At 69.9% G+C, this 8,048-nt stretch carries 12 protein-coding genes; 5 read left to right on the forward strand and 7 right to left on the reverse strand.

Going from position 1 to position 8,048, the window contains the following annotated elements:
- Window positions 1–167: 167 nt before the first annotated feature.
- Entirely contained in the window at window positions 168–476 is a 309-nt protein-coding gene (locus ACWDD7_RS33500; RefSeq protein WP_450460154.1) for a DUF6300 family protein, read from the reverse strand.
- A gap of 133 nt (window positions 477–609) precedes the next feature.
- On the opposite strand from ACWDD7_RS33500, the gene tpg reads away from it, so the two are divergent.
- The 3 genes from tpg (at window position 610) to ACWDD7_RS33515 (ending at window position 2,362) form a co-directional block, all read left to right on the forward strand.
- Window positions 610–1,203, forward strand: coding sequence for a telomere-protecting terminal protein Tpg (gene tpg / locus ACWDD7_RS33505; RefSeq protein WP_450460155.1), 594 nt, complete (start codon window positions 610–612; stop codon window positions 1,201–1,203).
- 104 nt (window positions 1,204–1,307) lie between these two features.
- Window positions 1,308–2,099: a hypothetical protein gene (locus ACWDD7_RS33510; protein ID WP_450460156.1), complete on the forward strand. Its 792-nt coding sequence runs from the start codon at window positions 1,308–1,310 to the stop codon at window positions 2,097–2,099.
- Window positions 2,096–2,362, forward strand: a complete 267-nt coding sequence (locus ACWDD7_RS33515) for a hypothetical protein (RefSeq protein WP_450460157.1) — start codon at window positions 2,096–2,098, stop codon at window positions 2,360–2,362. The genes ACWDD7_RS33510 and ACWDD7_RS33515 overlap by 4 nt, the downstream gene beginning before the upstream one ends.
- Window positions 2,363–2,802: 440 nt before the next feature.
- Here the strand turns inward: ACWDD7_RS33515 and ACWDD7_RS33520 are convergent, their stop codons facing one another.
- Window positions 2,803–3,219: a hypothetical protein gene (locus ACWDD7_RS33520; RefSeq protein WP_450460158.1), complete on the reverse strand. Its 417-nt coding sequence runs from the start codon at window positions 3,217–3,219 to the stop codon at window positions 2,803–2,805.
- Between the two features lie 213 nt (window positions 3,220–3,432).
- On the opposite strand from ACWDD7_RS33520, the gene ACWDD7_RS33525 reads away from it, so the two are divergent.
- Entirely contained in the window at window positions 3,433–3,669 is a 237-nt protein-coding gene (locus ACWDD7_RS33525; RefSeq protein WP_450460159.1) for a hypothetical protein, read from the forward strand.
- Window positions 3,659–3,916 (forward strand): hypothetical protein, encoded by a 258-nt coding sequence (locus ACWDD7_RS33530; RefSeq protein ID WP_450460160.1) that lies wholly within the window; start codon window positions 3,659–3,661, stop codon window positions 3,914–3,916. The genes ACWDD7_RS33525 and ACWDD7_RS33530 overlap by 11 nt, the downstream gene beginning before the upstream one ends.
- 235 nt (window positions 3,917–4,151) lie before the next feature.
- Here ACWDD7_RS33530 and ACWDD7_RS33535 read toward each other — a convergent pair whose 3' ends face one another.
- The 5 genes from ACWDD7_RS33535 to ACWDD7_RS33555 all read right to left on the reverse strand — a co-directional run bounded on the left by ACWDD7_RS33535 (window position 4,152) and on the right by ACWDD7_RS33555 (window position 6,894).
- Window positions 4,152–4,529, reverse strand: coding sequence for a hypothetical protein (locus tag ACWDD7_RS33535; protein ID WP_450460161.1), 378 nt, complete (start codon window positions 4,527–4,529; stop codon window positions 4,152–4,154).
- Window positions 4,530–4,575: 46 nt separating this feature from the next.
- Entirely contained in the window at window positions 4,576–4,923 is a 348-nt protein-coding gene (locus tag ACWDD7_RS33540; protein WP_450460162.1) for a hypothetical protein, read from the reverse strand.
- A 110-nt stretch (window positions 4,924–5,033) separates the two neighbouring features.
- The gene (locus ACWDD7_RS33545; protein ID WP_450460163.1) at window positions 5,034–5,513 is read right to left on the reverse strand and encodes a hypothetical protein; all 480 of its coding nucleotides are present in this window, start codon (window positions 5,511–5,513) and stop codon (window positions 5,034–5,036) included.
- A gap of 233 nt (window positions 5,514–5,746) precedes the next feature.
- The gene (locus ACWDD7_RS33550; RefSeq protein WP_450460164.1) at window positions 5,747–6,193 is read right to left on the reverse strand and encodes a helix-turn-helix domain-containing protein; all 447 of its coding nucleotides are present in this window, start codon (window positions 6,191–6,193) and stop codon (window positions 5,747–5,749) included.
- Window positions 6,190–6,894 carry a hypothetical protein gene (locus ACWDD7_RS33555; protein ID WP_075694070.1) on the reverse strand — a complete coding sequence of 235 codons (705 nt, stop codon included), beginning with the start codon at window positions 6,892–6,894 and terminating at the stop codon, window positions 6,190–6,192. The genes ACWDD7_RS33550 and ACWDD7_RS33555 overlap by 4 nt, the downstream gene beginning before the upstream one ends.
- Between the last annotated feature and the right edge of the window lie 1,154 nt (window positions 6,895–8,048).

Consider the following 8,048-nt stretch of genomic DNA (forward strand, 5'->3'; position numbering starts at 1 on the left):
CCCACCCCTGCCTCAGCAGACGGCGTCACCCCGGTCGGCCGACACTGTGTCAGCCTCCTTTCTAGCGGCGCCGGGCACCTGACCGGGCAGTTTCCGGCCGCGCAGCGCACGGCAGCCGACCGCGGCCCTACGCGGCGTGGAGAAGCCACCGGGCCGCCTGGCGGCGCTCAGGGCTGCTCGGGCGGGGAATCTTTCAAGTACCAGCCGTGAGCGGCCATGCACTCCTTCGTCCACTCCATCAGCAGGTGGGCGGCTTCCTGCATGCGGCTCTCGTCATGGCCGCCGCGGTCGGCGAAGAACTGCACGAACAGCCCCGCCGCAGGCCGGTTCACGTCTCCGGCGTCGCACGCCGGGCACAGCTCCAGGTGGATCGGCCGCCCGTGCTCGTCGTCCTGCGGTGCCACCCCGCTCATGATGAGATCGCCCCCGCAGCGCGAACACTGCGGCAGCCGGTCGGACAACCTGAGCAGCTCCATGGCCAGCCCCCTTGCTCTGCACGTGACCCTCCACCCAAGACGCGCTGACCTGCGCCGTCAACCCTTCGACGGGCAAGTGAACTCGTCTGATCGCCGGCCTCTGTCCACAGGCCCGGTCCGATGGGGTGTTCGTATGACTGAAGAGGAGAAGGCACAGCAGGCGGCCCGGACACGCTCCAAGCTCAGGGAGGGCCTCGCCCGCGCGGAGCGTGCCCTGTTCACCCGCCCCGCGCCGAAATCGCCGCGAGCCCAGATGAAATTCCTTCGCACGCGGGAGAAGGGCTCCACCAAGAGGTTGGCGGAGCGCCTGGGAGTTTCCCGCAAGACTGTGCAGCGCTACCTCTCGGGTGACTCCACCAAGCCGAACAAGCGCCTCCAGGAGGCGCTGATGCAGGAGACCGAGGCGGAGTGGCAACCGCAGGTCAGGGCACAGGCCAGGCAGCGCGCGGCGTCCTCGGGCGGGCTGGTCATCTCCTGCCGGGCGTACTTCGGCCTCGGCCCGGAGGGCACCTCGGACGCGGGCCGGGTACGGGACATCACCGTCGCCGTCACCCCCTCCCACGCGGCCGCCATCCTCGCCGCACAGGAAGGAGGTGCGACGGAGAGCGATCTGCATGACGCCGTCGCAGAGGCCATCGCGGACGCCTATTTCCGTCAAGGCGGTGGCGGCCGTGCGGGCCTGGAGGTGAAATTCGCGAACGTGGAATGGCTCAACATCCGGTTTTAGCAGCACCGAATTCACGACTGCGATAAACCTGTCTGTGACCGCCGCTCCCTATGTACGGCGGCCCCATGTCCCGTTCCTTTCTCCGTGACGATTGAGAGGCCCGTGTGAGCACCCCCCTCCCCCGCTCCCGCCGCCGTCCCCGTGTTCCCGAGCCCGGCGCGGCCGCGCCCCGCCAGCCCGTCGACCGCGCGAAGATCGGCCGCAGCTGGGTCCGCCGGCGCGCCACCGGCATGACCGCCACCGAGGCCGCAGCCGCGCTCGAGGACGCCCGGCTGCAGCAGCACATCGACCGCGACCGCGAGGACCTGGCCGACGACGAACGCGGCCCCGCCGAAGTCGCGGAGTGGGAACGCATCGCGCAGCTGCTCGCCACCACCGGCGGGACGTACGACCCGAAGGCCGACGCAGTCGTCCAGGACGAGCTCGCCGCCGAAGCCGCGGCGGCCACCGAAGCCGAAGACGAACTCCGGGACCTGGAGATGGAGCGGGAGCGGCAGGAGCGGCTGCACTCCAACGGGCTGCCCGAACGCGCCCACATGCTGATTGCCCTGGAGAAGGCCGGCCTGCTTGGGACGACCGGCGCGCGCTACGGCGCCGCAGGCCCGCTCGTGCTGCACGATCCCGAGGACTACCACGCTCTCGACTACCTGAACGAGTACGGCGAGTTCTACGAGATGTTCTGCATCCTGGAGGGCTACGGCATGGCGCCTCCGAGGGACCCGGACGCCGTCCCGGCGTCGGTGCGGGCGCACAGCGCGCTGCTGCGGGCGATGGCGCGGGCCGGGACGCTGGAGGGCTTCGACGTGGGCCACGCGGTGGGCCTGGCGCAGGCCGACCCGGACGCCGTCCTCGCGCTCGCCGCGTGGATCGAGGCCCGCGGCCGGAGTACCCGGTGAGCGCCCACGGCCCCGTGGTCGCCACGTGGGTGCAGTCGACGGGCTGCGGCACCCGGTACGAAGAGCTGACGGCCGACGGCCAGGTCCACGTCGACTACACGCCGCCGCTCGGGGAGCCCTGGTTCGAGGGCGACGACGACCCCGACTACAACCCGATCTGCGGGTGCCCGCGCGTCCCGAAGCAGTTCTGTATGGAGTGCGTCGGCTGCGCCGCCTGCGGGCAGTGCACCGGTCCGCACGTCTGGCCGCTGCTCCGGACCTGATCACCGAGGGCGACCTCACAGGCTCCCAGGCAACCTGTGACATGACTGGGAGCCTGTGAGCCTGAATATACTGGTACGCCCTTTTTGCCTGTGACGTCGATCCCACGAAACCCCAGGTGGACGGGTTTTCGGCAGGCGACCTGTGAGCCTGTGAGGTGCCAGCGCCCGGCACCCTGTCACGCTCACCGAAGGTAACGGTGCGCGTTGTCACGCACCCCCAGCCGCGATGGCAGGCCCACCGGTTGGAGCGTGTCAGCAGTCGCAAGAATGCCCGCTGATGTCCGTTTCTTGGGGCGTGGATCGGGCCTGCACCCCTTTCCAGGCCGGTTCTGCGTGACAGCGTGACGCGTGACAGTGAGGCTGTGAGGGCGGGCGCGGGTCATCACGCTCCGCTCCCACCTGGGGTCTGTCTCACCGAAGTCCGACCAGCGCTCGGCAGGTCAGAGGCCCCGGAGTGAGGCGTCGTGGTGGCCGCTGGAGACGGGCGTGTCCATGGGGTGCAGCCAGCGGAGCGGAACGGTGAGCGTGCCGACCCGGGGGAGTTCCACAGGCTCGCCCTCGGCATCGAGCAGCATGCCGGTGACCTGGTAGCTGTGACCGGGCGGGAGGCCGACGGCCTCCACCTGGTCCTCGGTGAGCTCCACCGTGACGTGGGTCGTGGAGACCATCCGCAGGCCCTGGGCGGTCCGGGCCTCGGTGTCGACGTCCGTGACGGACAGCGGGAAGTACGTCCCGCGCAGCCAGGTCAGGGCCCACCAGGAGTCGCCCATCGTCTCCGGCCGATACCGCCGGTACGGCAGCGCGAACGGCACCTCGCAGCGGTACGTCTGCCCCACTCGGACGTCCTTGGTGCGCATACTTCCAGCGTGCTCCCGGCCGTGTCCCGGCGCCTGAACAGCCAGCCGTGAACAGTCCGATCTGTGTCATCGACCCCCCGTTTCCCCAGGTCGTCGTGACCATCTGTGTCACTGTTCAGCTGTGTCATCGGGGTTTCGCCCGTACCGTCCCGGAGCGCCCCGCCCCGGCGATACCGTGGTGACACACGCCAGATGACAGCCCAGGAGCCCCGGATGAGCGAGCAGCCGGCCCCCGCGCCCGTGCCCGACCGTCAGCCCCTCGATGAGCACGCCGCCGCGTCCGTCCGCGCGTACGCGGCCGACCAGCGCGCGAAGGTCGACGTCCTCGCCTCGGTGCTGGAGGACATTGCCGCCCACGGCTACCCGTCCCCGGAGGCGGGCGTGCTGTGGGAGGACGCCCGCGACGCCCACCTGGAACGCCTTGCCGGTGAGCAGCCCCGTGTCGCCTGAGCACGCACCGCGCCGCTCCCAGGTCGTCCTGGTGGAGCCCGCGCTGAGCCAGCTGGCGAAGCTCACGGCGAGCGAGACGCACCGCCTAGACCGCGCGATCGTCGCGATCAGCGTCAACCCCGAGCTGGGCACCCCGGTGCCCGACACCCTGCTGCGCGACTACGTCGACGACATCGACGGGGTCCGCGTCATCTACTACGTCACGGCCCTTCGACAGATCACGATCGTCGCCTACGTTGAGGCGTAGGAGCCTCAAGAGCACCCGTGCAGCGCCCAGGACCAGCTGATGGTCCGGGGCGCTGCTGCATCCCGCTGGGCGGTGCAGCGCGAGGGCGGTGGGCGGCGCTGCACGGTGGTCGACTGCGAGGCCGGCGCCCAGGCGGCACACGGGTCCTGCTCGTGCAGCAGACCTCATGCTGCAACGCGGCGGCGCCGTGCAGCGACCTGTCGTCGGTCTGCTGCACGGCGCCGCTGCAAGAGGGTCAGCTGCTGCTGCCGGTGGCCCACTTCTCCATCTCGCTCGGGTCCTTCTTCACCAGGACGTCGCGGCGGTACTGCGCGGTGGCCCGGGTGACGCCCATGGAACTCGCCAGCGCGCCGTACGAGCCGCCCTGTGCGGCGTGTTGGCGCACTGCGGCGTCCCGGATGCCCTCCAGCCGGTTCAGCAGGCCGTTGGACATCAGGATGGTCGTCGCAAGGTCTTCGGTGCTCGCCCCGCCGGCGCGCAGCTGCGCGAGGCCGTGCAGTACGGCACCGAGCCGCATGGCCATCTGCCCGACGTCGTCGCCCAGGGCCTGGGCGTCGGCGGTGGACAGCGGGATCGTCAGGTCGGGGACGGAGTCGGTGTGCTCGGTGGTCATCGGTGGCCTTCCCAAGGGCGGGCGGGGATGGGTGCGGGGGCGGGTACTAGAGCCAGTGGAAGGCGCGCCGGACATCACCCGCGGCCCCGGCGAGGTTGTCGGCGTGCAGCCGCTCGTCGAGGTCATACGGGTCCTCGGTGGCATCCATGACGCGCTCGGAGGCGGCGTCGAAGACGCTGGCGAACGCCTCGTGGACACCGGCGGCCTTGAGGGCCTGGACGATGTCGTCGTGGTCGGCGCCGCCGCGCCGGACGGCGTCGGCGAGCAGGTTGAGCGCGGCGGCCGCGGCCGGGGCGAGCACGGCCAGGTCCTCGCCGCCGGAAGTGCCGGCGGTCCGTTCGGCTGACGTCTCGACACCGCTGATCCGGGCGAGGGCCTTCGACTGCTGCTCCATGGGGACTCCGATCTGGTACGTGGATGGGGGGAGACCGTGGTGACCGTGACTGCCGGAGAGCGATGACATTCCGAGTCGACGGCCCCGACGGCACCCGGGGTGCGGCGCGGTCAGGCGGTCCGGGCGAGGTAGCCGGCGGCGTCGACGAACTGGTCGTGGGCGACCTTCGCGGCCTCGCGGGCGGCGGTCAGCTGCTCACCGGTGGCGTACGCGTCACGCATCGCGTAGGTCAGGGTGATCATCTCGTCAGCCGCGGCGCGCACCGCCTGGTCCTCGATGAGCACCCGCAGCGCGACCAGCGGGCGGGTGACGGCGGACCGGGTCATGTGGCTCTCGCCGCGCAGGGCCTCGATCCGCTCGGTGCCCGCCTGCTTGAGGATGGCGTCGCCGCGCATCCACATCGCCCGGCGGTGGTCGCTGATGGCGCAGGCGAGGGCAGTGACGGCCTCCAGGCGGTCGCGGCGGATCGCCTCGCCGTGGCTGGCGCGGACGGACCGTTCGGCGGCGCGCTCCTGGAAGCGCCCGCTGACGATCGCGCCCAGCAGCGTGGCGACGATGGCGAGGGCGGCGGTGACGAGGGTGGGTAACACGGCGGGTCCTCCCCTAGCTGTATGGATTCCCATACTGTATTGGAATCCATACAGGGCGGGAAAGGGGACCGCCCATGATTCTTTGCGCCCGCTCCCGAGCAGCAGGTTGTCCCTGCGCGCGGGGACCTTTGTCCCTCCTGGCAGGGATCTTTGGTGTCGACACCGACATCAGACACACGAACGGCGCTGCACCGTGGAGTGCAGCGCCGTAGTGCCAGCCCGGCCGGGCCGGGTCAGGAGACGGCTTTGAGGTTCTGGCGGCGCTTGGCGTCGTCCCTGCGCCGGCGCTTCTCAGCGAGCTGGTCCTGGTAGGCGGCGACAGCCCTGCGGTAGCGATCCACGAAGTCGGTGGAGTTGAGACGCTCGTCCTTCGGCATCGCCTTGACGGCCGCAATGGCGTCCTCGGGAGAGGCGTAGGCAGCGAGCATGGCGTTGAGCTGGTAGACGCCAGCGCGCTGCTTCTTCACCAGCAGCGCCAGGTCCAGGTCGCGCAGGGCCGCGTTGACGGCCGTCCGGCTCAGGCCCAGCATCTGGGCGATGGTGCCCTGGTCGATCTCGATACGACCGCCCGGCTCGCTGTGGGCGCGCAGCTTCAGCAGCACGCGGTAGGCCGCGGGCAGCAGATCGAGATCGGCAACGATGCCTTCCGCGTTGACGGCGGCGAAATGCAGACCGCTCACTGTTCGGCCCCCTTCTCCTTCAGCTGCGCCCGCTCCCGGCGCCGGCGAGCTCGCTCGTCTGCCCGTTCCTTACGCAGCCGCTCGATCTCCTGCCTCATCTTCTCCAGTGAAGGGAAGCGCACCAACTCGGGCAGGCTCTGGTCCGCACGGATCTCCTTGAGAGTGACGTGCTGGTCGACCTTGATGTACTCGGGCTCCATGGTCTCGGTGCCCGGGATGAACTCCGCTACGCGGTAGCTGTAGGGCGGGTTGAACTGGTAGACCCCGCGCTTCACCCGGAAGACGATGCCGTGCGACATGATCTCGCCCAGCGCCTCGGTCACCTTCGTGCGCGCCACGTCCAGGACGGTCGCCATCTCGTCCTGCGTCAGGGGGATCCGCCCGCCGGCCTTCTGGCAGGCGATCATCAACAGGATCAGCCGCAGCGGCAACGCCTCACGGAAGAACTGCGCGATGACCAGGAAGAACTCCAGGCTGTCCATGGAGAACGCGTTCGGCTGCTCCGGCGTCCCGTAGAACTCCATCGGCTTGCGCTGCTCGCCCAGCGAGAGCTTCCGGCCCGGGTACTGCCGTGCGACGTCGTCCAGGTCCTTGACGGGCCGAAGGGGCCGGTTCCAGGCCTCGGAGGGATCGTCCAGCGGCAACTTCGGCTGCGGCGCCCCCTTGGCGCTCGGACGGCGGCGCTGCGGCTCACTCGACACGAAGCTGCTCCCACGTTGTTGATCTCCGGACGCGCAGCAGTATGTCAGCTCTGCTTGAAACCGATGTCGCTCCGACACGACATGCCGCGCAAGTTGTGTCCCCCCAGGGGGGACAGATCTCCCCCCTGCCCGCCCAGCGGTCGGCCCGCCAGACGCATCCGCCCCAGATATTGCCTGTACTTGACATAGACGCTCGGCACGTGTCGCCTCTAGTTGACATTGATCGGCCGATGTGCACCCTCAGTCGAGACAGATCGACCGCGATATGTCCCGTCACCCGGTACATATCGCGCAATCCGCAACGCGCTGACCTGCGGATTCTTGATCTCGGTAAGTATCAAGTGGTTGAGGTCTTCCCGCGGTCGCCGGCCGGGCCCTCTGTGGCTGGGGCGGCTTCGCGTGCGGGCCCGTGGGCCCGCACAGACCGTAGGCGGCATCAACGGCTCTGAGTCTCGGGTGGTGCCGACCGTGACGGGCAAGCACCAGCAAGGGCGTGGCGGGTGCCATCTGGGGGTCCGCCGCCCGGCCCGGGGGGCCGTCCGGCTCCCGGTGCCTCCGCACGCTGAATTTCAAGTTCCCCACTTCTGAGGTTCCGTTCTGTGGCTAAGGTGAATGCGCAGGACGTGGATTCAGCAACCTCTATCCATGCTGCTTTCAGTGAAATGCAAGAACGATATCGTGCGGAGTTTTTTGGACGTAGTGGTGGGCTCTGTCCATTCCAGACTCTATCTAGCATCAAAAAGTGAAGCACGCGTACCACCCCCCACATCACCCGAAGGGGGGACCCTTCATCGCCCCCTGTCTTGTCCGGGCGACCGGCCCCCGCGTTCCGACTACCCGTCACACGCCTCCCTCTTGCTGCTGCTTGTGGCGTGAGCCCGGTGGGTGGGCCGCGCGGAGCGTGGCACGCCTTGCCCGCACGGAAGTTGGGGGCGCGCCCTGTGTGGCTGGAGCGCAGCGGAGGCCACGGGTCGGCCGGAGGCCGGCCCCGGTCCGCAACGCGGGCCGGATGCCCTGCAGTTGGCGGGGCGCGCGGAGCGCGTGCCGCCTGGCGGTGAGCGGAGCGAGCCGCATCCGCTCACGCGGAGCGGGAGCGGCCGGGGCGCGCAGCGCCCCCGCGCGCGTGTTCGGGGGGTGGGGAGGGCGGGGGGTGG

The sequence above is a fragment of the Streptomyces sp. NPDC001056 genome, assembly GCF_053598955.1.

Bases quoted from the DNA above. Each gene is read 5' to 3' on its own strand.
- ACWDD7_RS33535 (WP_450460161.1), bottom strand. From the start codon at position 4,529: ATGACCACCGAGCACACCGACTCCGTCCCCGACCTGACGATCCCGCTG.
- ACWDD7_RS33520 (WP_450460158.1), bottom strand. From the start codon at position 3,219: ATGCGCACCAAGGACGTCCGAGTGGGGCAGACGTACCGCTGCGAGGTG.
- ACWDD7_RS33525 (WP_450460159.1), top strand. From the start codon at position 3,433: ATGAGCGAGCAGCCGGCCCCCGCGCCCGTGCCCGACCGTCAGCCCCTC.
- ACWDD7_RS33500 (WP_450460154.1), bottom strand. From the start codon at position 476: ATGGAGCTGCTCAGGTTGTCCGACCGGCTGCCGCAGTGTTCGCGCTGC.
- ACWDD7_RS33540 (WP_450460162.1), bottom strand. From the start codon at position 4,923: ATGGAGCAGCAGTCGAAGGCCCTCGCCCGGATCAGCGGTGTCGAGACG.
- tpg (WP_450460155.1), top strand. From the start codon at position 610: ATGACTGAAGAGGAGAAGGCACAGCAGGCGGCCCGGACACGCTCCAAG.